20 protein-coding genes and 1 pseudogene are annotated in these 20,805 nt (G+C 65.8%); 13 read left to right on the forward strand and 8 right to left on the reverse strand.

Annotated features, from left to right (window positions below; all coding sequences use genetic code 11):
• Positions 1-156: pseudogene (locus ACZ60G_RS17715) on the forward strand (IS110-like element ISMav6 family transposase); the annotation flags it as partial.
• Between the two features lie 84 nt (positions 157-240).
• Here ACZ60G_RS17715 and pnuC read toward each other — a convergent pair.
• Positions 241-927, reverse strand: coding sequence for a nicotinamide riboside transporter PnuC (pnuC, locus tag ACZ60G_RS17720; RefSeq protein ID WP_465811164.1), 687 nt, complete (start codon positions 925-927; stop codon positions 241-243).
• A 142-nt stretch (positions 928-1,069) separates the two neighbouring features.
• Between pnuC and ACZ60G_RS17725 the strand changes: the two genes are divergently transcribed.
• From ACZ60G_RS17725 to ACZ60G_RS17740, 4 genes are all read left to right on the forward strand, one after another.
• Positions 1,070-1,879 carry an ABC transporter ATP-binding protein gene (locus ACZ60G_RS17725; protein WP_063046987.1) on the forward strand — a complete coding sequence of 270 codons (810 nt, stop codon included), beginning with the start codon at positions 1,070-1,072 and terminating at the stop codon, positions 1,877-1,879.
• A gap of 70 nt (positions 1,880-1,949) precedes the next feature.
• A complete protein-coding gene (locus ACZ60G_RS17730; protein ID WP_465811165.1) occupies positions 1,950-2,696 on the forward strand; it encodes an ABC transporter permease in 747 nt (248 codons plus the stop codon).
• Between the two features lie 291 nt (positions 2,697-2,987).
• The gene (locus ACZ60G_RS17735; protein ID WP_465811375.1) at positions 2,988-3,725 is read left to right on the forward strand and encodes an ABC transporter permease; all 738 of its coding nucleotides are present in this window, start codon (positions 2,988-2,990) and stop codon (positions 3,723-3,725) included.
• Positions 3,726-3,803: 78 nt separating this feature from the next.
• On the forward strand, positions 3,804-4,895 hold the full coding sequence (locus tag ACZ60G_RS17740) for an ABC transporter substrate-binding protein (protein WP_465811166.1): 1,092 nt from the start codon (positions 3,804-3,806) through the stop codon (positions 4,893-4,895).
• Between the two features lie 2 nt (positions 4,896-4,897).
• Here the strand turns inward: ACZ60G_RS17740 and ACZ60G_RS17745 are convergent, their stop codons facing one another.
• Entirely contained in the window at positions 4,898-5,935 is a 1,038-nt protein-coding gene (locus ACZ60G_RS17745) for an XdhC family protein (RefSeq protein WP_465811167.1), read from the reverse strand.
• Positions 5,936-5,949: 14 nt separating this feature from the next.
• A complete protein-coding gene (locus ACZ60G_RS17750) occupies positions 5,950-6,537 on the reverse strand; it encodes a nucleotidyltransferase family protein (RefSeq protein WP_465811168.1) in 588 nt (195 codons plus the stop codon).
• 198 nt (positions 6,538-6,735) lie between these two features.
• On the opposite strand from ACZ60G_RS17750, the gene uraD reads away from it, so the two are divergent.
• From uraD to ACZ60G_RS17770, 4 genes are all read left to right on the forward strand, one after another.
• Complete coding sequence (gene uraD / locus ACZ60G_RS17755; protein ID WP_465811169.1) at positions 6,736-7,242, forward strand: 2-oxo-4-hydroxy-4-carboxy-5-ureidoimidazoline decarboxylase; 507 nt, start codon at positions 6,736-6,738, stop codon at positions 7,240-7,242.
• A gap of 61 nt (positions 7,243-7,303) precedes the next feature.
• On the forward strand, positions 7,304-7,621 hold the full coding sequence (gene uraH, locus ACZ60G_RS17760; protein ID WP_465811170.1) for a hydroxyisourate hydrolase: 318 nt from the start codon (positions 7,304-7,306) through the stop codon (positions 7,619-7,621).
• 3 nt (positions 7,622-7,624) lie between these two features.
• Positions 7,625-8,533 (forward strand): factor-independent urate hydroxylase, encoded by a 909-nt coding sequence (pucL, locus tag ACZ60G_RS17765; protein WP_465811376.1) that lies wholly within the window; start codon positions 7,625-7,627, stop codon positions 8,531-8,533.
• A gap of 4 nt (positions 8,534-8,537) precedes the next feature.
• Positions 8,538-9,899, forward strand: a complete 1,362-nt coding sequence (locus ACZ60G_RS17770) for an 8-oxoguanine deaminase (RefSeq protein WP_465811171.1) — start codon at positions 8,538-8,540, stop codon at positions 9,897-9,899.
• A gap of 89 nt (positions 9,900-9,988) precedes the next feature.
• Here ACZ60G_RS17770 and ACZ60G_RS17775 read toward each other — a convergent pair whose 3' ends face one another.
• Entirely contained in the window at positions 9,989-10,330 is a 342-nt protein-coding gene (locus ACZ60G_RS17775) for a hypothetical protein (RefSeq protein WP_465811172.1), read from the reverse strand.
• Positions 10,331-10,571: 241 nt separating this feature from the next.
• On the opposite strand from ACZ60G_RS17775, the gene ACZ60G_RS17780 reads away from it, so the two are divergent.
• Positions 10,572-13,424: a tetratricopeptide repeat protein gene (locus ACZ60G_RS17780; protein WP_465811173.1), complete on the forward strand. Its 2,853-nt coding sequence runs from the start codon at positions 10,572-10,574 to the stop codon at positions 13,422-13,424.
• Between the two features lie 6 nt (positions 13,425-13,430).
• Here the strand turns inward: ACZ60G_RS17780 and ACZ60G_RS17785 are convergent, their stop codons facing one another.
• Both ACZ60G_RS17785 and ACZ60G_RS17790 read right to left on the reverse strand, forming a co-directional pair.
• Complete coding sequence (locus tag ACZ60G_RS17785; protein ID WP_465811174.1) at positions 13,431-14,663, reverse strand: M20 family metallopeptidase; 1,233 nt, start codon at positions 14,661-14,663, stop codon at positions 13,431-13,433.
• Entirely contained in the window at positions 14,656-15,396 is a 741-nt protein-coding gene (locus ACZ60G_RS17790; RefSeq protein WP_465811175.1) for a 2OG-Fe dioxygenase family protein, read from the reverse strand. Before ACZ60G_RS17790 ends, ACZ60G_RS17785 begins: the two co-directional genes overlap by 8 nt.
• 258 nt (positions 15,397-15,654) lie before the next feature.
• Here ACZ60G_RS17790 and ACZ60G_RS17795 point away from each other — a divergent pair, with 258 nt between their 5' ends.
• Positions 15,655-15,861, forward strand: coding sequence for a DUF397 domain-containing protein (locus tag ACZ60G_RS17795; RefSeq protein ID WP_465811176.1), 207 nt, complete (start codon positions 15,655-15,657; stop codon positions 15,859-15,861).
• 216 nt (positions 15,862-16,077) lie between these two features.
• On the opposite strand, the gene ACZ60G_RS17800 is transcribed toward ACZ60G_RS17795, so the two are convergent.
• A complete protein-coding gene (locus ACZ60G_RS17800; protein ID WP_465811177.1) occupies positions 16,078-17,733 on the reverse strand; it encodes an HNH endonuclease signature motif containing protein in 1,656 nt (551 codons plus the stop codon).
• Between the two features lie 482 nt (positions 17,734-18,215).
• On the opposite strand from ACZ60G_RS17800, the gene ACZ60G_RS17805 reads away from it, so the two are divergent.
• A complete protein-coding gene (locus tag ACZ60G_RS17805) occupies positions 18,216-18,854 on the forward strand; it encodes a maleylpyruvate isomerase N-terminal domain-containing protein (RefSeq protein WP_465811178.1) in 639 nt (212 codons plus the stop codon).
• A gap of 293 nt (positions 18,855-19,147) precedes the next feature.
• Here the strand turns inward: ACZ60G_RS17805 and ACZ60G_RS17810 are convergent, their stop codons facing one another.
• A complete protein-coding gene (locus ACZ60G_RS17810) occupies positions 19,148-19,849 on the reverse strand; it encodes a TetR/AcrR family transcriptional regulator (RefSeq protein WP_465811179.1) in 702 nt (233 codons plus the stop codon).
• A 51-nt stretch (positions 19,850-19,900) separates the two neighbouring features.
• Here ACZ60G_RS17810 and ACZ60G_RS17815 point away from each other — a divergent pair, with 51 nt between their 5' ends.
• A complete protein-coding gene (locus ACZ60G_RS17815) occupies positions 19,901-20,581 on the forward strand; it encodes a DUF998 domain-containing protein (RefSeq protein WP_465811180.1) in 681 nt (226 codons plus the stop codon).
• Positions 20,582-20,805 lie beyond the last annotated feature (224 nt).

The following is a 20,805-nucleotide window of genomic DNA, read 5'->3' on the forward strand; positions in this document are numbered from 1 at the left end:
CGCCGGTACTACGACCGTAAGCGCGGTGAGCGACTCATCCATACCCAGGCCCTCCTAGCCCTGGCCCGGCGCCTGGTCGACGTCCTGTGGGCACTGCTGCGCGACGGGAGAGAATTCACCCTCGACACACCCGTCCCGACGGCAGTCGCGGCTTGACACGATCATTGAGAGTCCTCCGATGGGTTTGCGGGTACATACCGGCGTCACCGCGCCGATTCATCGGAGGTTGCGGAAAAATCTCTAGGGACGCGAAGGCGCGAGATCAGCGACCACGGGAGCCGATTTGCGCAGGGTGCGCGCCCATACGGCGAAGCCCCACGCGACGAAGCCCGCATAGATCAGATACAGCGTCGCGGACGGGTAATAGCCCGCCTTCAGCAGCAATGGCACGCCGACGAGATCGACGGCGATCCAGATCAGCCAGAATTCGGCGAGCCCGCGCGCCATGCCATAGGTCGCCAGCACCGATCCGGTGAAGATCCACGCTTCCGCCCACGGCCCGTAGGAACCGATCAACGCGAACAATCGGGCGAATGCGGCCGTGCCCACCAACATCGCCGCCACCAGCAGCAGCCGTTCCCGCCCGCTGGCCCAGCGCGGCACGACGCCGCGATGTTCGAGGCCGGTCTCGGCGCGCGCCTGCCGATACCAACTCCACCAGCCGTACACGCTGACCGCGATGAACATCAGCTGGCGCCCGGCCTGTCCGGCCATATTCAAGTGCTGTGGTGTGTTGAAGATTCCGCCGACGAAAACGGTGAACAGCAGCGCATTGCCCGCGATCCCGATCGGCCACGCCCATACCCGTCGCCGCATACCGCCGACCGCGGAGGCCAGACCGAAACCATTGCCGATGATCTCGCGCCAGAGGATCTCCGAGCCCGCGATATGCAGCTTGGCGTCGAGCAGCGCGAAAATTGGGTTCACCCCCGCTGTAACCCGGGCCGGTCGATATCTCATCCCAACCTGCGGGTTCGACGCACGCGGATCGAAAGTCGCGTAACGATTGCGCAATCTGGGGTGGCGATTCGCAATATCCGTGCAACGACCTGCTCCTAGTGTTTTGGTCATGACGGCGAGCGGTACCGAGGAGCCCACCGGCGGGACGGGCATCCACATCAGCGGTTTGACGAAGACATTCCGGGTCGGCCGGAAGACGGTGCAGGCGCTCGACGATGTGGAGCTGCATACCGAACAGGGCGCGTTCCTGTCCCTGCTCGGACCATCCGGCTGCGGCAAATCGACGGTGCTGCGCATCCTGGCTGGACTGGAGACACCGACCGCGGGCAAGACGCTCATCGACGGTGAGACCCCCGCCCAACTGCGCAGCCGCCATGAACTCGGCATCGCCTTCCAGGATTCGGCGCTGCTGCCGTGGCGTTCGGTGGAATCCAATATCAAACTGCCCTTACAGGTCGCGGGCATCTCGCCGGATCCGGGACTGATCGCGGATCTGGTGCGGCTGGTCGGCCTGGAAGGCTTCGAGAAGGCCAAACCGGCGCAGCTGTCCGGCGGTATGCGCCAACGTGTTTCGATCGCGCGCGCACTGGTCGTGAAGCCGACCGTGCTGCTGCTCGACGAACCGTTCGGTGCTCTCGACGATATGACCAGGCAGCGCCTGAATCTGGAACTGCTGCGGATCTGGACCGAGAAGCCCGCGACCACCCTGATGGTCACGCACGGCATCGCCGAAGCGGTCTTCCTTTCCGATGTGGTCGCGGTAATGAGTCCGCGGCCGGGCCGGGTGCTGGAACTGGTGAAGATCGATCTGCCGCGCCCGCGCACGCCCGAGATGATGCGCACGCCGGAATTCCACAGGCTGCACGACTACCTCTCCGAGCTGTTGTTCGGGAAGTCCGGCAAGGGTGGCGTCGCATGAGCGAGCGAAGTGAGCGAATCATGTGCCAGCGCGCAATGTGCGGATGCCACCGCCGTCAAAGGGGCACAGCATGAAACGGATCGGCGGACTGGTCGGCGTCCTCGGGCTGATCGCGGTGTGGTGGCTGCTGGCCGCGCTGGAGGTCGCGGGCGGCACGATTCCGAGTCCGTGGACCGTCCTGCACACCATGTACACCGACGGCTGGGATCTGTACGGCCCCAACTTCCGGATCACCGCGCTCGGCGCGCTGAAGGGCTTCATCTGGGGCAATGCGCTGGCCATCGGCCTGGCGATGCTGATCGTGCTGATCCCGTGGATCGAACCGCTGGCCACCCAGCTCGCCATCCTCAGTTACTGCATCCCGCTGCTCGCACTGGGGCCGATCATCCTGGTGGTTTTCGGCGGCCGCACCCCGACGATCTTCCTCGCGGCGATGTACTGCTTCTTCACCACCATGGTCGGCACGGTCACCGGACTGCGCTCGGCCGATGTCACCAGCCTCGACCTGATCCGCGCCTATGGCGGCGGTCGCTGGCAGCAGCTCTACCGGGTGCAGGCGATCGCAGCGCTGCCGAATCTGTTCGCCGCGTTGAAGATTGCCGCGCCGTCGGCCGTGCTCGGTGCGATCATCGGCGAGTACCTCGGCGGGGTGGACAGCGGCATCGGTGTCGCGCTGACCGCCGCGCAGACCGCGTACAACGTGCCGCGCACATGGGGAATGGCCCTGGCGGCAGCCGCACTCGCCGGCCTCGGTTACGCCATTGTCGCCCTGCTCGCCCGATTGCTCACCCCATGGACCGCCCAGGAGTCCAGATGACCCCCGCACCGCGCCACTTGCTCCGACTGCCCGCCGAGCGTAGTGATATGGCGGTCGTATGCGGTGTGGGCGACCACCATTCGACTAGCCTCGGCGAAACTCCCCGGATCCGGGCGGCGTGTTTGGAGGAGTGCGATGACTGACGAACTCGGGCCGGTGGACAACGTAACTGCCCCCGCACCGCCCACGGTGGAGAGCACGCGGCCCCAACGCGGTGCCGCCGCGGGGACGCTCGCTGTGCTGACCAGGATCGGCCGCTTCCTGTTCCCTCTGGTCACCGCGCTCCTGCTGATGCTGGTGATCTGGTACGTCTTCCTGAAGGCATTCCCTCAGGTCGGCCCGCGAGTAGGCAAAACGCCCAGCGATATCTGGAAATACCTGTTCAACTCCTCCGGCGCACACACCGCACGTCAGGCGATCTTCGAGGACCTGCAGATCACCCTGCGCGACGCCGCGATCGGCTTCGGGGTCGGCATGCTGGCCGCACTCGTCGTCGCGGCGCTGTTCGTCTCGTTCGCGGTGGTCGAGCAGACGTTCATGCCGGTCGCCATGCTGTTGCGGTCGGTGCCCCTGGTGGCGCTGACCCCGATCATCGTGCTGGTCTTCGGGCGCGGACTGGCCGGTGTGACGGTGCTCGCGGCGATCGTGGTGTTCTTCCCGGCGCTCGTGATGATCATGGCGGGATTGCGCAATGCACCGCGGCAGGCGATGGATCTGGTGGCCGCCTACGGCGGCTCCCGCTGGACCGGACTGCGCATGGTCGCCGTGCCCGCCGCCCTGCCCTCGGTCTTCGCGGCGGCGCGAATTTCGGTGCCCGGCGCGCTGATCGGCGCATTGCTCGGTGAATGGTTGGGTAGCGGCACGGGGTTGGGAGCCAGCCTGATTCGCGCCATCCCGACCTTCCAATACAGCAAGCTGTGGGCCTCGATCGTGATCGTGACCATCGTCTCGGTGCTGCTGTACGCGATCGTCGGCGTCATCGAAAATCTGGTGCTGGCCCGTTTCGGCCCCGAGGCGGGTCGCCGCTGACCGGTCAGTTTTTCGCAAATCAATGCTCGGAACGCCAAAGTAAAGAAATCGAAACACCAATCCCCTTAGATTCGGCTCATGAACCCCGTACAACGCTCTTCGTTCGGGCCGAACCTGAACCGGCGATCCCTGCTTCGTTACTCCGCGCTGGCCGGCGCCGCATTGGGCGGTGCGAGCCTGCTGGCCGCATGTGGCGATGATTCGAAAGACTCGTCGGGCGGGTCGGTGGCGGACGGATCCAAGTACGGTTCCGTCGCGGTCCAGCTGTCCTGGCTGAAGAACATCGAATTCGCAGGCGAATACTTCGCCGATTCCAAGGGCTACTACAAGGACGCCGGATTCGGTTCGGTGAATCTGATCGCCGGTGGCGCGGCGAGCACCTCGGTCGAGGCCGGCCTGGACACCGGCAAGGTCTGGCTCGGCACCTCGGCCCCGCAGACCACCGCGCCCGCGATCCTGGAGGGCCTACCCGCCAAGATCGTCGCGACCACCTATCAGAAGAACCCGTTCTGCATCGTCAGCTCCGCCGCCAAGCCCATCAAGACCCCGCAGGATATGAAGGGCCGCAAGATCGGCGTCCAGGACACCAATCAGCTGATCTTCAACGCGCTGCTGAACGCCAATGGCATGAAGCCGAGCGATGTGACCATCGTGCCCGCGCAATACGATCCGACTCCGCTGGCCAACGGTGAGGTGGACGGCTGGGTCAGCTATGTGACCAATGAGCCGATCACGCTGACCGCCAAGGGATTCCAGAATACGAACTTCCTCTTCGCCGATTACAACCTGCCGCTGGTGGCCGAGACCCTGACGGTCAAGCAGTCCACCATCGATAAGGAACGCGACAAGCTGAAGGCCTTCCTGATCGCCGAGATCAAGGGCTGGAAGGATGCGGTCGCGAATCCGGCCGAATCGGCGCGGCTCGCGGTCGAGGTATACGGCAAGGATCAGAAACTCGATCTGAACGAACAGACCCAGGAGGCGACCGCGCAGAACGGCCTCGTCGTCTCCGCGGATTCGACCGCCAACGGTTTGCTGACCATGACCGATCAGTTGATCGAGCAGAATATCGCCGCGCTGCGCAATGCCAAGATCGATATCAAGGCCGACCAGCTGTTCGACCTCTCGGTGCTGCGCGAGGTGTACGCGGAGAATCCGGGCCTGAAGTAGCGCTAGAGCGCCACCGGGGCGTCGGCCGGGAATTGCTTGAATTGCGGTTCGGGGTCCCGGTTTTCGGCGATCCGCCGCTCGGTTCCGGACCGGGCGACAAGCAGTTCGGCGGCGATCGAAACGGCGACCTCGGCGGCGGTGCGTGCCCCGATATCGAGACCGGCGGGGGAGTGCAGGCGGGCGAGCGTCGCGTTGTCGAAGCCGCCGGCTTGCAGGTCTTCGATGCGTCTCAGGTGTGCGGACCAGGAGCCGTTCGCGGCGAGGTAACCCAGTTCGGGTAGTCGCAGTGCCACGGTGAGCAGCGGGATTTCGAACGTCGGATCGTGTCCGAGGACGACAATCGCCGTGCTGCTATCGATTTCGCCCGCCGCCGACAGGGTGTTCAGGTACCGGTGCGGCCAGTCGACGACCACCTCGGCACCAGGGAAGGCATCGGGTGTTGCGAAGGTGTCGCGGGAATCGCAGATCGTGACGCGGTAGCCGAGCAGTTTGGCCTGGACCGCCAGCGCCGCGGCAAAAGCGTTGGCGCCGAAGATGATCAGCCGCGGTGGCGGCGGGAACGAGGCGACGAACACGTCGGATTCGGGCAGCGCGACCAGTTCCGTCGCATGACGCTGCGGGGTGATCAGATGCTGTCCGATCAGATCCGGATCCGGATTCCACACCACGGTGAAGAGGGTAACCCTGCGGTGCGCGGCGATTTCCGCGGCCATGGAGGGGAATTCCGGAAAGTCCCGGCGCGAGAACGGCTCGACGAAAACATCGACCATGCCGCCGGAGTCCAATCCGGGCTCGCCCGGCGGGACGCCGAAGCGGTGCAGTCCGCGTCGACCGCTGCGCGCGGCATCGGCGGCCGCCTCGATCACGGTCGTCTCGACGCTCCCGCCGAGGAGCGAACCGTAGACCGCGCCATTGGCATCTATCAGGATCGATGTTCCGACCGGCAGCGGTCCGGAACCAACAGTTCGCACGACGGTGGCCAGTCCACCTGTCCGGCCCGAATGCCACACCCGCAATAGGTCGTCGACGATGTCCCGCATCTGTTCAGCTCCGCTCACGCGTGCGGCGTGGCCGGGAAGTCACGATCATCGCCTGTCGCCAAATCGTCGCACGTGACGCACACCATATCGTTATTACCGGCTAAATAGGCGCGCCCGCCGGAATCTCTAACGGCTGCTTGATACACCGAGGTCCAGTGCTTATGAGACATGACAACGGGATGGCCGGGTGTGGCGTGGAACACAGCCCGTGCCAGTCCGGTGGGTGCCGCGAAGGCCGCGGCGACCACCCGGGCGACCACATCGGCCCCGACATCGGGGGTGTCCACCGGCATGATCGCGACGTACTCGGCGGGGGTGCGCGCGACGGCTCGCAGACCCGCCCGCAGCGAGGCCCCGAGTCCGGTCGCCCAGTCCGCCGCCCACACGTGATCGACACCCGCGGGTAGGTCGACCGCGTCCGGTGTAGGTCCGGTCGCGCCGAGCACCACGATCACCGGATCACAGCCGCCGTCGCGCAGCGCCGCCACCGCCGACCGCAGCCAGGCGCCGCCCTCGGCCAGTGCCTTGGGCATCCCGTAGCGCGTTCCGGCGCCGGCGGCCAAGACGATGCCCGCGCAGACCGGTTCGGGTGGTGCAGCCATGAAAAGACGGTAGCCCGGCCGGGTAGCCGATGGGTTACGGAAAAGTGCTGTGACGTCGACAGCAGTAGATCGTCCAGATGGAGCCCGACCATCTCCGAAATCCGCGCCCAGGTCGAATACGGCAGCGCGGGCGACACGCCGGAGGTGATCTATCTCGTTCGACTGGCGACCGCGTCGGTCGTATTCGATGCTGGTCCGATGACACCCGACGAGTTGGGCCTCGCGGAATTCAACGCATTGCCCGAAGCGGAGGCCAATGCGGCCCTGCTCGTGTGTTGCGCCGCACCGGAATGGGCTCGTGCGCTAGTCGCTGGGCGGCCGTACGCGAATATCGATGCCGTATTCGATACGGCCGATGCGGTGCTGGCCGAATTGTCCGAGGCACAGATCGATCGCGCACTCGACGGACATCCGCGCATCGGCGCCCGGCCCGATACCGCGGCATCGGCGCGGGAGCAGGCCGGGGTGGCCGGGGCCGAGGATGCGGTGCGGGCGGGGCTGGCCGAGGGCAATCTGGCCTATGAGGAGAAGTTCGGCCATATCTATCTGGTGTGCGCGACCGGTAAGTCCGGGGACGAACTGCTGGAATTGCTCACCGCCCGGCTCGGAAATGATCCGGAGACCGAAAGGCGGATTATGCGAACGGAATTGGCGAAGATCAACCGGATTAGGTTGGCGCGGCTGCTGGCCGAGGATGGCGAATGAGCGAGCGAACATTCAACACAGCCACCTTGGTGGTCATGACGGAGCCGAGCGAGGCGCAGTTATGAGCACGATCGGTACGCATGTCCTCGATGCCGTCGCGGGCGCGCCCGCGGCTGGTATCGCGGTGGTGCTCTATCGGGACACCGAGATGCTCGGTTCCGGAGCCACCGATGACGACGGCCGGATCGCCTCGCTCGGTGCGGCATTGCCACCCGGCACATATCGGCTGGTATTCGATACCGGCGCTTACTTCGCCGAGCGCGGGGTCGAATCGTTCTATCCGGAGGTTGCCATTACGTTCGTCGTCATCGAGGAGCGGCATTACCACGTCCCATTGCTGTTGTCGCCCTTCGCCTTTTCCACCTACCGAGGGAGCTGAGCCATCATGGAGCTGACCGGGCCGATCGTGCTGTCCGACAACCGGTACGGAAAGGCGGAGAACCGCATCGTCCGGATCTACCGGGACCAGCCGCGTCACGAAATTCGCGATGTGAACGTATCCACGGTGCTGCGTGGCGATTTCGCCGATGCCTATGTCGCCGGTGACCAGTCGAAGGTGCTGCCCACTGATACCCAGAAGCAGACCGCCTACGCGTATGCGAAAAAGCCTGGGCTGCAACCGATCGAAGACTATGCGCTGACGCTCGCCGCGCATTTCGTAGACGAGATCGCGCCCGTCGACAGCGCTCGTATCGAGGTCGAGGAGTATGCCTGGCAGCGCGTCACCGTCGACGGCAGCGAGCACGATCACACCTGGGTACGGCAGGGTTCCGAGGTGCGGACCGCGACGGTCACGGTGGCGGGCACGGGCGACCGGCAGCGGGCCTGGGTCATCGGCGGGGTGAAGGATCTGGTGATCCTCAAGTCGACCGGCTCGGAGTTCGTCGACTTCCTGACCGACGATTTCACCGTGCTCGCGCCGACGCAGGACCGGATGCTCGCGACCTCCCTCGTCGCGCAGTGGCGTTTCGCCGCCACGACCGGCGTGGACTGGGATGCGGTGTACGCGGGCGTCCGGCAGCGGATGGTCGAGGTCTTCGCGACGCTGCATTCGAAGGCTTTGCAGCAGACGCTCTTCGAAATGGGCAAGGCCGCGCTCGAGGCCTTTCCGGTGCTCGCCGAAATCCGGCTGGCCGCGCCGAATAAGCATCATTTCGACTACGACCTCGGTCGATTCGGCATCGAGAACCACGGCGAGGTCTATCACGCCGACGACCGGCCCTACGGACTCATCCATGCCACTGTGCAGCGGGAAGATGCCCCGGAAGCCGGGCCCGCATGGCTACCGTAGGCACATGACGACAACGACGGTCATCGACGGGTGCGCCGTGGCGACCGTCGATCCGAACGGCACCGAATACCGTCGCGGGTATGTGACGGTGCTTGGCAACCGGATCACCGCGGTCGGTGCGGGTGATGCGCCCGATCTCGGCGCGGATGTGCACCGCATCGATGGCCGTGGTTGCCTGCTCACGCCCGGACTGGTGAATACCCATCACCATCTGTACCAATGGGTCACCCGGGGTCTGGCCGCGGATAACACGCTGTTCGAATGGCTCACCACGCTCTACCCGATCTGGGCGGGCATCGATGAAGGTGCGGTTCGCGTCGCCGCGACCGGTGCGCTCGCCGCGCTGGCCCGGACGGGGTGCACCACGTCCACCGACCACCATTACGTATTCCCGCGCGCGGGTGGTGACCTGCTCGGCGCGGAGATCGCCGCGGCCGCCGAGGTGGGGTTGCGATTCCAGCCGACGCGTGGCTCGATGGATCTCGGGCAGAGTTCGGGTGGGCTGCCGCCCGACGAGGTGGTGGAGACCCTCGACGCCATTCTCACCGCGAGCGCGGATGCCGTTGCGCGCTGGCATGATCCGTCATTCGATTCGATGCTGCGGATCGCACTCGCGCCATGTTCGCCGTTCTCGGTGACGACCGAGTTGCTGCGCGAATCCGCCGTGCTGGCACGCGATCTCGGCGTACGCCTGCATACCCATCTGGCCGAGACGATCGATGAAGCGGAGTTCTGTGCGGACAAATTCGGCTGCACACCCGCCCAGTACATGGAGCGGCTCGGCTGGCTCGGCTCCGATGTCTGGTATGCCCATGGCATCCACCTGGACGACGCTGCCATCGGCACGATGGCGAAAACCGGTACCGGAGTGGCGCATTGCCCAACCTCGAATGCGCGGATCGGGGCGGGTACGGCGCGCACGGCCGATCTGATCGCCGCGGGTGTGCCGGTAGGACTCGGCGTGGACGGTGCCGCCAGCAATGAATCCAGTTCGATGATCGAGGAGCCGCGCAATGCGCTGCTCTACGCAAGGGCCAAGGGCGGCCCGCGCGCGATCAGCACTCGAAAAGCTCTGGAGCTGGCCACTATCGGTGGTGCGCGGGTGCTGGGGCGGGCAGCCGAAATCGGTTCGATCGAACCGGGCAAACTCGCCGATCTCGCTTTGTGGCGGCTCGATACGCCCGCACACGCGGGCATCGATGACCCGGTGACCGCACTGATTCTCGGCTCCGCCCCGCCGCTGGCGGCGTTGATCGTCGACGGGCGCACGGTCGTTCGCGATGGCGAGGTGCGCACCGTCGACGAGGAGAAGGTCGGCGGCGAGGTCGCGCGGGCACAGGCGGCGCTCGTCGCGAAGGCGGGCTGAGTATCGGTCCGCGGCCGCCGTCCTCCCCTCGGTGACGGCGGCCGCGGCAACTGCGGGTCCGGCGCGGAACCCGCAGCGCCAGTTGGCCTTCAGGCAAGGGCGGTGGCGTGTTCGATCTCCTGCTCTGGATCCGATTCCGGCCGCGCCCGCAGTGCAAGCAGGCACATCACCTCGTGCAGCGTGAGACCCAGTTCGGCCGCGTGTAATTCGGCTATCTCGTGGTCGAACCGACCGGACGGATCCAACTGATCCATCAGAATCATTTCCGCCACAACCATTCCCGCCAGTGCCTGCGCCCGCGTCAGCCGACGGTCGGTCGGCAGATACGACAGCAGCCATTTGCCGCGGCCGGCCTCGGGCAGATCGATCCGGAAGGCCGCCTCGTGCGCCACATCGCTCGTGATGAGCCATTCCGTGGTCGTAATCGGCATCGCGCGAACCCCTTTCATCCGCTGCGACTTGTCACATTGTTCAGTTGCTGCCCTCTACGGTGTCAGTTCGCCTCGGCGTGGCGCGATCCCAGTGGCAAAAGTGATTTCTTCACTCCGGCCGACACACTTGACCAGCGGAAATGCGGCTGATACCAAGGAATTAATCACAGTCGACGTTACGATTCTCTGGTGCGCGCGCAGCACCGTCGGCCTGGCGCATCGCTGCGGGGAGGGTGGGGCGATGGATCGAGCAGGTCGCCAGGCCCGCCGACGCCTACGCGCGCGCCTGGCCGATCTCGGATTGACCGAACAGCAACTGCTGGAACCCCTTGCCGCCGAATTGCGTCAGCGTGGGTACCGACCACGCGCCGCGTGGCGCTACGCCAACGAATTGACCCAGGGCGTGGTCGCCGAGCGCTACAACGAGCTCACCGACAGCGCCACCGCGGCCATGAAGGCCAGCCGGATCTCCGAGTACGAGGCGTGGCCGTTCAGCCGCGACGGCGTCGTTCTCGATGACGAACCGGAGCGTCCGTCCGGTGTGCGGCCAACGGTCCGCGTCCTCAAGAACCTCGCCACCCTCTACGGCACCACCTGGGACCAACTCGTCGATGTCGCCGACCTGGCGCACATGCCGGAACACGAACGGCTGGAGTACCACGAGGCGGTGGCCCGGCGTGCCATCGGCCGACTCCCGGTGCCCGCCGGTGGTGACCTGCCCGCCGAGGTCCCGCACTTCACCGGCCGCGCCGGTCCGAAGGCCCAATTACGTGACCGAGTAACCGAACACCTGCGCAGCGGCGCGGTCGCGGTGCATGTGATCGTCGGGCTGACTGGCATCGGCAAGACCGCTTTGGCGCGCTACGCCGTCGCGGCCTTCGGTCGGCACTACCCGGACGGCACGATCTGGGTCGACCTGCACGGCTACACCCTCGGCCGCGATCCGCGCGAACCCATCGATGTACTCGAGCAGCTCCTGCTGCAGGTCGGGGTCGCCCGCGAAACCATCGAAATGGACCTGGCCGGGCGGGCGAACCGCTGGCGCACCGCCATGAGCGATCGCCGCATGCTCATCGTCTTCGACAATGTCCTGGACACCGCGCAGGTGAAAGACCTACTGCCACAAGCCCCCGGCTGTTTCGTCCTGATCACCAGCCGCAGCAAACTCACCGGCCTGGCCGGTGCCGCACCGCTGCGGCTGGAGGTCATGGAGTGGGAGGAGGCCGAGGAACTGCTCGTCAAACTGGGCAATCTGCGCACCGGCTACGACAAGCGCGCGGTACGCCTGATCCTGGAGACGGCGGGCCGACTTCCATTGGCCATCAGGCTGATCGGCGGCCAGATCGCCCATCACGGTGAGGAGATGCTCGCCGACAGCGCGGCCGATATCGCCAATTTGACGGCGCGGATCAAGGAGGCGTCGGTGGATCGCCGCGCGACCGACTCGGCCGCCGAACACCTCTTCGATCAGTTCGCCGCGGAAGACGAGTCGCTGCGCGCCGCCTTCGAGATGTCCTATGAGCGCCTGCAAGATCCGAAACATCAACGGGCGGTTCGCCTTCTGGGCTGGTTTCCGGGACCGGAGATCACCGCGGAGGCCATGGCGACGATGGCGTCGGTACCGCTCGGTGACGGAATGATGATGGTGCGCAGGCTATTCGAGGCCGGGTTCCTCGACCCGTCTTCCGGTGGTCCCGGTGGTCACCGCTACCGAATGCACGACCTCACCCGATGGTGCGCTCGCATGCACGCCGAACGCGAGGACTCACCCGCCGAACACGCCGCCGTCATCGACCGCCTCGTCGGCGAAAGCCTCGCCGTCGCGCGTCAGGCGAGCACCCACCAGATCTTCGATCCCGCGGGCAGCGAACACCTCTGGAACCCCTCCGATGACGCGACCCAAGCGCGGGAATGGCTGACCCGCGAACGCGAAATGCTGCAGGGCTGTGTACAGGCCGCCGAACCGACAAGAGACGCAGCCGAATTGGCCCGTCGTCTGGCCTCGCACCTCTCCGGCACCGGCCACTGGTCCCTGGCTCACCGCCTCTTCGGCCGCGCCCTCGACATCGCGGGCCGAGTCCACGATCGCCGCGCCGAATCCTGGGCCCTGGTCGGCCGCGGCCGCGTCGACCGCCTCATGGGCCACCATGAGGCGGCGGGGGCGGCGTTCGAGCAGGCCAGGGCCATCGCACTCGAACTGGCGGATCAGAATACCGAGGCGGCCATCCTATGTGAGCTCGGCCAAACCGCAAGGAGCATCGGCGCTCATGCGCAGGCACGGGACTACTTCGGTCAGGCCTTGAAAATGGCCAGGTCTATCGCCAATCAGCCGACCGAATGCGACGCGCTACAAGGGCTCGCGCATGTGGCCTGGGTGGCGTCGGACTATCGGACCGGCCGCAGCTACTCGGAGGAGGCACTCGCCATCGCGGGCGATATCGGCGACCCGATCCGGGTGGCCACCGCGCAATGGGGTCTGGCCGAGGTCATCCGGCGACTGGGCGAACAGGCCGAGGCCAGGCACCTCTACGGCGAGGCCTTGCGCATCGCGCAGAAGATGAACCACCGGAGGTTGGCGGGCGACGCGCTACGGGGGCTCGGTCATATCGAAAGGCTGGTCGGGGAGCAGGAAACGGCCCGCGAGTACTTCGACGACGCGATGGCGATCGCCCGGCGCATCCACGACCGGTACGGCGAGGGGTGGACGCTGTGGGGTCTGGGCAATATCGCGCGCAAGACCGGCGACTACGAGAAGGCTCGCAGCATGTTCCAGCAGGCATACGACATCGCGGTCGAGATCGACGATCGGTTCAGCCAGGTGGATACGTTGCGCGGACTCGGGCATATCGAGCGACATTTCGGCGAATACCTCGGCGCGCAAAGGTATTACGAGGATTCCCAGCGGATCGCCGAACTGATCGGTGATCCGCTGGGGCGCGCCGATGCGCTGCGCGGCCTGGCCACGGTCGCGGTCAAGACCGGGCAGGCCGAGCTGGCCGAACAACTGCTCGCCCAGGCGCTCGAACTCTATGCGAGCACCGGTGTGCGGCACGGTGAACAGATCACCTCCGAAATTCGGATGCGCAGCGACTGATCCGCGTTATGCGCAGCGCCGAATCGCAAGCGCGGCGAGTGTGCGGGCGCAGGCAGACATTTCGCTGATCAGCACGTGATGTTCGGTGCCCGGCGTGGTTCCGCGCGGTCCGAACAGACAGCATTCGATGCCCGCCCGGCTGAGGTGGGTGGTGTCGTTGCCGCAGTACGAATACGGCAGCGCGAGCCCGGTCTCCTCGACCTGGAAATCCGAGACCAGGGGGAGTAGTTCGGCGATGTCGCGTACGACGGCGCACTCGGGGGACATGTCCATCGGCGGCATATCCGTCCCGCTGACCCGGAACTGCGGGTCGACCGGATGTTCCAGGTGGATCGTGGCCGTCGGAAACCGCGGGCGGAGGCGGTCGAGTGCGGCGTCGATGGCCGCGTGCACGTCCTCGGGCTCATAGGGCGGTGGGTAGCGCAGGTCGATTAGGGCAGTCGCCTTGTCTGCGCAATAGGAGATGCCCGAAAGATCGTGTCCCTCACCACGTCCCGCCAGCAGGCTCGCGACCTGCATGCGAGGCAGCGGTGGAAAGTCTGGGTTGCGCAGTCCGATATCGGCCGCGTCGAGCAGGTCGAGAACCTTCCGCAGCACCGCAATGGCGTCGACACCTTCGTCTGGCCTGCTGGTGTGGGCACTGCGGCCGCGAACAACCAGGGCGAACTTGTGGACGCCCGCCGTCCGGGTGATGACGCGACGAACAGAATAGGGTTCGGGCACCACGGCCGCCGCCGCTGTGAGCCCGGATCGCAATGCGTGCTTCGTGCCGACCCCGCCCTGAAGTTCGCCGACCACGAACTCCAACAGCAAACCCTGTCGGAGCGGGATTGCGCTGCGGTGCACCGCGATTGCCGCGCCGATCATGGCGGCGAGACCGCTTTTCATATTGTGTAGGCCGGCCCCGAACAGTTGGTCGCCGATTCGTCGCGCGGTGAACGGATCGTCCGGGTGATCGCGGCCCAGCGGATCCATGTCCAGATGTCCGTTCAGCATGAGCGCTGGTGTTTCATGCAACGGGCCGAGCAGACCGATCATCTGGAATCGACCGGGCTGCACCTCCTGTCCAAAGGTATGAATACCGTTGTCGGCGAGTGTTTTCTGGACCTGAACCGCCAACGGCGTCTCCTGTCCGGTGAAGGATGCGACGGCGGTGAGCTCGGTGGCGATGGCCACGAGCTCGTCCTCCGGGAGCAGTCGGTCCAGGTCGCCGATCATCTTCTCGATCGAGTCAGTCACACCTTCTGAATCCGAGCAGCAGTACATTTCGATACGCCTGCACGAACGGGATCCTGCGCCGGATCTCGTCGGTGAAGTGCTGGACACGCTCATCGTCGAAGACGTAGGAGTCCAGCGGCCGCCTCAGCTGGAACGACGCCAGCTCGACCTCCGGTTCGGCGCCGTCGTAAATGGACGAGATACCGGTGCCCTTCGCCAGGTTTCGGCGCTCGATCAAATGTGCCGATCCGGCGATCAGCCCGTCGCGGTGCTTACCCTCCGGCGCTGGTTCACCCGGTGCGGTGATGGCCATGTAGTGGGCGTCGACGAGCACCTCGGGGGTGCGCCGTGCCGACAGGACACCGGCCGTTACCAGCGAGCGGGCAACGACGGCCGCGATCTTCCTGGTCGGCTCGGTCGCCGGATGCCGCGGCTCGATCTGCTTGAACCTGCGTTCGATACCACCGGCCAGCGGATTGACGTCGACCGATTGCCTATACGGTGGCGGTTCGTCGATGGGCGTGAAATGCATATCGGCTACCGAAAGCCCGTAGCAGCCATAAGCCCGCTGTCGATAGGTCTTGCCGGACGGTAGCCATTTATCCAGTTCGGTCGAATCATGGAACGTGCGCTGCAGCACCGAACGTTCGTCGGCGGACAGCCCGAAATCTGCGGCGGCGAGGCGCCAGAAGGCAGCCCCGTTCGGGGTGCGGGATGCGAAGAACCCGAGATCGGCGTTGACCTCGGGCACCATGTGCTGGTTAATGGCCGGAACCTTCCGACTGAGGGTGTAGTCAGCAATGCGAAAGATGACACGACCACGGCGACCGAAGCGCTGAGCCGCGCGGCTCGAACTTAGTGCCAAATACCGACATATCAAGCATTGCGGTGATCAATCACACCCGTGTCGCCGGACCCTACGTCATGTCGAATGACACACAGGACACGAGCGGCGCGAGTGCACTCACAGGGCCAGCCATTGCGCGATGGCAAAGGAGTATCAACAGTGGACATGAGCCTTACCGGTGCCGTGTGGTTCAAGAGCAGCTATAGCCAGGCCGGCTCGGAATGCGTGGAAGTCGCCTGGCTGAGCGCCGGCGGCGTCGGCGTTCGCGACTCCAAGAACCCGACCGGCCCGGCGCTGGTCTTCGCTCCGGTCGAGTGGGATGCCTTCATGGCAGGCGTGCAAGACGGCGAGTTCACCCGGCCGACGGTGTAGCGGCTCCCGATCCGACCACAGGCAGCGGCCTCGGTCTGACTCGTATTGGACTGGGGCCGTGCCTCTTTCATGTTCCACTGGCCCCATCGCCGAAGCGCTGCGGAAGAGCAAAGGGGTATCAACGGTGGACGTGCCGCGGCCGTCGTTGATCCAGCAGGTGCCCGCGGCATGCCGAACTCCTGTCCTGTCCTGTCCTCTCCTCCCATCCGTGCGCAATCACGCGATATCGGATGCGCGATGCCGCTTGGCCGGCGCTGTGCCGTGCGAATGCGTTTCACTGGAAGACGGCACCCCCGAGCACTGCTGAGGCACACGGGTGCCCCGTCGGGCAGCCGTTGCTGTCCGCCGATGGGTACATGCGGCGGTGCCGGTGTCCGGCTGGGATCGAGATCGCAGCCATTGCCGGTGTTGTTCGCGTTCGCGAAGTCTGCGGGCTTCGCGTTCGCGTTCATTGCGGGTGTGGATGCGGGTCAGCACGGCGGCGAGCAGTTCGTTGGCGTGGTGGCGATGGTTGATCGTCGGGGTGCCGGTGGGGTCGATGTGCTCCGGCGCGATCCAGGCGGTGCGGCCCGAAAGGGCCGAATTCTTGCCCTCGGCAACGGTTTTCCAGCCGCCGGGGCCGTCGTGAACGAGTGCATGACACGCGTCGCAGGCCAGCACCAGATTGCCGATGTCCGTGCGTCCGCCCTTGCCGTAGTCCAGGATGTGGTGGACCGCGCAGAGGCTGGCCGGTGCGTCGCAACCCGGGCGTGAGCAGCCGCGCAGGGCGGCGATCAGCGCCAGTCGTTGCGACCGCGACCCGAGTCGTTTCATCCGGCCGAGATGCAGCGGCAGCCCCGCATGATCGAATACCGCCAGATACGGTTGCGACCGCTCGGCCAGCGCGAGCGCGTCCCGGATCGGCACCACCCCACCGGTGGCGGTGGTCGCTACACCCGACATCTGTTCCAGGTCGTCGAGTTTCATTGTCAGGATCGTCGTTACCGGCAGGCCACGATGGCTGCCCAGGTCCTCGGCGACGAGCCCGGACCGCAGCACGGCGGTGAGCGCATCGTGGTTGCGCTGCGCGGCGCTGCGGTGATCGCGCCGCGCCGCTTCGGCCAGCGCGGTGGGATCCACGGCGTCGATGTCGAAGGCCGGGCTGTCGGGGTCCTCCGGATTGCATACGCCGGGGCGGGCATACTTGGCCAGCACCGGATCCAGCAATGCCCGCAGCACCGGATCGATCTCCCCGCGGATCGGTGACATCCCGTCCGGCCGTTGCCTGCCCACCGTGATTCCGCGCATGCGAGCGCGGTCGTAGTTGTCGGTGAGTCGGCCGTCGGGGTCCAGATGGGCCAGGATTCGGTCGCCGATCTTGCCGATATCGTCCGGCGACCCCGACCGCGCGAACTCGGCCAGGATCTGCTCGGCCGCCTCCCGATCTTCGGTGGACGCCCCGCGCGGCACGCGCTTCATCACATGCGCGATACCTCGCACATGGTCGGCGGAAATCTCACCGCGCGCCAAAGCGCCTGCGGTGCATGGCAACTGCGGCTGCAGCTGTTCACCGCCCATATCGCGGGAAGCGCCGACCCACTGTGCCGCATGCACCCGACTCCCGGCATCGGCGCTCGACAACCGCAGTGTCTGCATCAGGAACCGCTTCAGTGTCTTCGATCCGGTGTGCGCGGGAATCGAGCGTTCATCGGCCTCGACCAGCAGCCGGTGCTGCAGCGCGGTGAGCTTGCGTGCGCATCGCTCCACATCCCGCATCAGATCGAGCACATCATTGTCCGCCAGTCCGACCAACGGCCGCTCGAGCAGTTCGGAGACCGCAGCGAGCAGTGGGCCGGCTGCCCGCGCCCCGGCGTCCTCACTGTTCGAAAGCATGTTCGAATTCTATCGCGGAAAGATCGCCTGGCACACCCCTGAGGCCATCTGATCTACACGTCTTCACACTGGACAATCGACTGAATAGACCACTGCCGCAGTGCACTTCGGTCGATTGACCACGACGCGGTCCCGATCGGAGCCATAGCCGAACGCAAGAGTTGGACGGGCCGATCGAGCGGTCTCCGAAGCTGCGGAGGTCCACCTGGTCGGACGGATTCCGGCGCACCGGCCGCGGATTGCGCTCCGACGCCGCAACGCCTCGGCCTACCCTTGGATGGCTGGCGCTATCGTTGGCCGGCGTCGTGGACCATCTTCTTGCGACTCGTGAGACCACCCCGCCTCCGCACTGCGATGGAAGGTGTTCGTCGACGACGGTCGGTCGCCGCTCGGCTCAGGTGTCGGTGATCACATGCCGCACCGGGTGCGGCGCACCCATGCTGTGATTCACCGTGAGCAGCCACGAGTCTTTTTGGAAGGCAATGGAATTGAGCGCGATCAGAGAGGCCTACCTACAGGCCGCGGCATCAGCGGCGGCGCTGCTCGCCGATCCGGCGGTCACCGCAGCATGGGACCAACCCAGTGCATTGAAGGAATTCAGCGTTCACGGGCTTGCCGGCCACCTGGGGGCGCAGGTCTTCTACGTCTCCCGGCTGCTGGAGGCCGAAGTCCCTGATACGCAGCCGCTGTCGGTTGCCGAGTTCTTCGGCCGGGCGCTGGCGTTCGACGCCGATGTGGACGCGGAGATCAGTGTGCGTATTCGCCAGGGTGGCGAGGCTGCCGCAGCAGGCGGTGCGAAGGCCCTGGTCGGCGAGGTCGAATCGGCGATCGTTCAGCAGCGCACGGCGCTGGCGGCCGAACCGGCCGACCGCGTTGTCGTGATGGTCGCCAAGCCAGTGCTGCTCGACGATTTTCTGTTGACGCGCATGATGGAGATCGTTGTGCACTCCGACGATCTGGCGGTCAGTGTCGACATCCTGACCCCGTCGTTCCCGCCGCAGGTTTTCGAGCCCGTACTCGACCTGTTGTCGCGACTCGCGGTGGTCCGGCACGGCCAATCGGCAGTCCTGCGCGCACTGAGCCGAGCAGAACGCGCACCCAGAACGATCGCAGCCTTCTGACGCCGACCGATCGACCTGAGATCAGCACACGTTCACTCGGCGACGGCCGGTCTTGCGGTGGTCCCGCGCGTGGCAAGAAAGGGTCCCCGGTCATAGGACCAGCGTGTTGCCAGTGATGGGACCACTTGGTAGCTCGGTGGCGTCGGCTGAACGTGTTCTAGTTGAACGGCTTCCCTACGCAGATCGGCTCCTGCCGAACAACGCCCGCTATTGCCGACTGGTCGGTTGACCCGGCTGTATCGGGGCGGTTCGGCCGAGTGTCGATGGCCGTCTCGGCTGCTGGTGGTGCCTCGTCAGCCGAGGCGTACGGCGATGCCGTCGAGGACGTGTTCCAGCCCAGTCTCGAAGTGCCATTGCAGGTCATCCTTGCGGGCGCCTTCGCGGACATAGCGTTCGAACGTCGGATAGCGGCCCGTGCCCAGCAGCCACGTCATCTGCGCCGACAGTCCCGTCCGGGCCTCGGTGCCGCTGGTCCAATTTTTCTCGCGCATCAGTTGTCGTAGGCCGATCTCGGCGCTGGTGGCACCCTGCACGTAGGCGGCGACGGTACGGAAGATGCTCATTGTCGTGTCAGCGTCGAGGTCCAAGCCGCGCAGCGCGGCGAGCACCCGCTCTGCGAGTGCCATCCGGTTGGGCGTCAGCTCATACACGGCCTGTGGTGCGGAGAGCCGGGTGAGCCACGGGTGTTTCAACACGAGGGCGCGAATGCCAGCGGCGAATGCTCGCATGGTCTCGCGCCAGCCAGCGCTGTCGGGGACATCCACCTCGCCGTAGACGAGGTCGACCATCAGCTCGAGGACGTCGTCCTTGCCCGACACATAGCGGTAGGCGGCCATCGGGGCGACGCCCAGTTCGGCGGCGAGGCGTCGCATGGTGATGGCGTCGAGCCCGTCCGAGTCGGCGATGCCCACCGCAGTCATGGCTATCCGCTGGGCGGATAGGGCCGGCCGGGCCGCGGTGGAGGTCTGTTCAAGCCGCTCCCAGAGGGACGTCATGCCGCTTCCTTCCAGTGGTGTACGACGTATCTTAACGCGTACGCTGTATTCATGAGCGTACTTCGTACACGGCAGCTTGTGGTCCTGGGTGCGGCCGGGCCGGTCATCTTCGTTGCGGCCTTCCTGGTCAATGGGGCAACGCAGGCCCGCTACAGCTCGTGGCACAACACGATCAGCACACTCAGCCTGGCCGACCACGGATGGATCCAGGACGCCAACTTCATGCTCTACGGAGTGCTCACGCTGTGCTTCGCCGAAGGACTCAGACGTTCGGGCGATACCAACGCGTGGGGATTTGCGTTGCTTGCCATCGCCGGGCTGGGGCTCATCGTCATCGGCCCGTTCCGGACCGACCCGATCCTGGGCTTCCCGGCAGGGCAGCCCAGCATCGTCACGCTAGGCGGCACCGTGCACAATATTGCCGCCCTGGTGGTCTTTCTGGCGTTGCCCGCGGCCGTTTTCGTCACGGGGCTCCGCTCGTCTCGTGGCTGGGCCGCCTTCTCGATCGCTAGCAGTGCCCTGTCCCTCGTATCCGTCGCACTGTTCTTCGCGGCCGCCTCGGCGGCGAATGGCCACGACGGCGGAGACTCTCCGGCCGGTTTCTACGAGCGGCTGCCCACCCTCTTCATCGGTCTCTGGCAGGTCGCGTTCGGGCTCAGACTCCTGGCAAGGCGAGCAGTCCCCCACTCGCGGCGATCACTCTTGCCCGAAGGTTCGCCACGCGCTGCATGAGGTTGTTGACGCCGGCCCGCGACAGGTTCCGCCTTCCCTGCCTGTCCAGTAGACAGGAACCCGTCTCACTGATTCGCAATTCAGCGAACGCTCACTCATGCCGCTGACAGCGCGTTTTACCGATGACGGAGGTTCTCCGGCACGGCAGAACTCGAGGCCAGACACGTTCTCGATTCGGCCACAAGCCGGTGGTCCATCGACTGGCAGCCCGCTGGTCCTATGAC

It is taken from the genome of Nocardia sp. NPDC102475 (assembly GCF_055584605.1).

What these genes read in the sequence shown, in the direction of transcription:
- ACZ60G_RS17725 (WP_063046987.1), top strand. Translation starts at nt 1,070, where the DNA reads ATGACGGCGAGCGGTACCGAGGAGCCCACCGGCGGGACGGGCATCCAC.
- ACZ60G_RS17730 (WP_465811165.1), top strand. Translation starts at nt 1,950, where the DNA reads ATGAAACGGATCGGCGGACTGGTCGGCGTCCTCGGGCTGATCGCGGTG.
- ACZ60G_RS17735 (WP_465811375.1), top strand. Translation starts at nt 2,988, where the DNA reads ATGCTGGTGATCTGGTACGTCTTCCTGAAGGCATTCCCTCAGGTCGGC.
- ACZ60G_RS17740 (WP_465811166.1), top strand. Translation starts at nt 3,804, where the DNA reads ATGAACCCCGTACAACGCTCTTCGTTCGGGCCGAACCTGAACCGGCGA.
- ACZ60G_RS17745 (WP_465811167.1), bottom strand. Translation starts at nt 5,935, where the DNA reads ATGCGGGACATCGTCGACGACCTATTGCGGGTGTGGCATTCGGGCCGG.
- ACZ60G_RS17750 (WP_465811168.1), bottom strand. Translation starts at nt 6,537, where the DNA reads ATGGCTGCACCACCCGAACCGGTCTGCGCGGGCATCGTCTTGGCCGCC.
- uraD (WP_465811169.1), top strand. Translation starts at nt 6,736, where the DNA reads ATGACACCCGACGAGTTGGGCCTCGCGGAATTCAACGCATTGCCCGAA.
- uraH (WP_465811170.1), top strand. Translation starts at nt 7,304, where the DNA reads ATGAGCACGATCGGTACGCATGTCCTCGATGCCGTCGCGGGCGCGCCC.
- ACZ60G_RS17770 (WP_465811171.1), top strand. Translation starts at nt 8,538, where the DNA reads ATGACGACAACGACGGTCATCGACGGGTGCGCCGTGGCGACCGTCGAT.
- ACZ60G_RS17775 (WP_465811172.1), bottom strand. Translation starts at nt 10,330, where the DNA reads ATGCCGATTACGACCACGGAATGGCTCATCACGAGCGATGTGGCGCAC.
- ACZ60G_RS17780 (WP_465811173.1), top strand. Translation starts at nt 10,572, where the DNA reads ATGGATCGAGCAGGTCGCCAGGCCCGCCGACGCCTACGCGCGCGCCTG.
- ACZ60G_RS17790 (WP_465811175.1), bottom strand. Translation starts at nt 15,396, where the DNA reads ATGGTGCCCGAGGTCAACGCCGATCTCGGGTTCTTCGCATCCCGCACC.
- ACZ60G_RS17795 (WP_465811176.1), top strand. Translation starts at nt 15,655, where the DNA reads ATGAGCCTTACCGGTGCCGTGTGGTTCAAGAGCAGCTATAGCCAGGCC.
- ACZ60G_RS17800 (WP_465811177.1), bottom strand. Translation starts at nt 17,733, where the DNA reads ATGCTTTCGAACAGTGAGGACGCCGGGGCGCGGGCAGCCGGCCCACTG.
- ACZ60G_RS17805 (WP_465811178.1), top strand. Translation starts at nt 18,216, where the DNA reads ATGGAATTGAGCGCGATCAGAGAGGCCTACCTACAGGCCGCGGCATCA.
- ACZ60G_RS17810 (WP_465811179.1), bottom strand. Translation starts at nt 19,849, where the DNA reads ATGACGTCCCTCTGGGAGCGGCTTGAACAGACCTCCACCGCGGCCCGG.
- ACZ60G_RS17815 (WP_465811180.1), top strand. Translation starts at nt 19,901, where the DNA reads ATGAGCGTACTTCGTACACGGCAGCTTGTGGTCCTGGGTGCGGCCGGG.